Genomic DNA, 516 nt, shown 5'->3' with positions numbered 1-516 from the left:
GAGCGGCCGAACTCATAGGAGTCCATAAGGTATTTGTGACTTAGTATGCTTCCGTCATATTCCTCAAAAGAGGGCGGTGAGTCTTCGTCACGTCCAAGATTGATACCAATTGCCATTAGATCACCACTTAAACAAAGAGAGCCCAGCAGGTTCTGTCTGCTGGGCCCCTGTCCTACTTATTTACTACGATCAGTCATCCAGATCGTCGTCTTCGTCTTCATCCTCGTCTTCTTCGACGGGCTTCTTCTTCGACTTCTTGGCGGCTACTTTCTTTGCCGGGGCCTTTTTCTTCTTGGGCGGCTCATCCTCGTCTTCGTCTTCATCGTCGAGGTCTTCATCCTCGTCCTCGTCGTCTTCGACTGGCTTCTTCTTGCCCTTGGACTTCTTGGGAGGCTCGTCGTCATCTTCGTCTTCATCGTCGATGCCGCCGTCTTCATCCTCATCTTCGTCGTCCTCATCTTCCTCGACGACCTTCTTTTTGCCCTTGGCCGGAGTCTTCTTGCCCTTCTTCGGGGG

Annotated in this window: 1 pseudogene; it reads right to left on the bottom strand. The window is 51.9% G+C overall.

Annotated features, from left to right (window positions below):
* Nucleotides 1-189: 189 nt before the first annotated feature.
* Nucleotides 190-516: pseudogene (locus AC1RPU_RS07800) on the bottom strand (hypothetical protein); the annotation flags it as partial.

It is taken from the genome of Dellaglioa sp. CoH-55-MRSF-7 (assembly GCF_056782235.1).
Note: the sequence above shows the minus strand (reverse complement) of the source record. Positions and strands in the feature narration are given on the sequence as shown.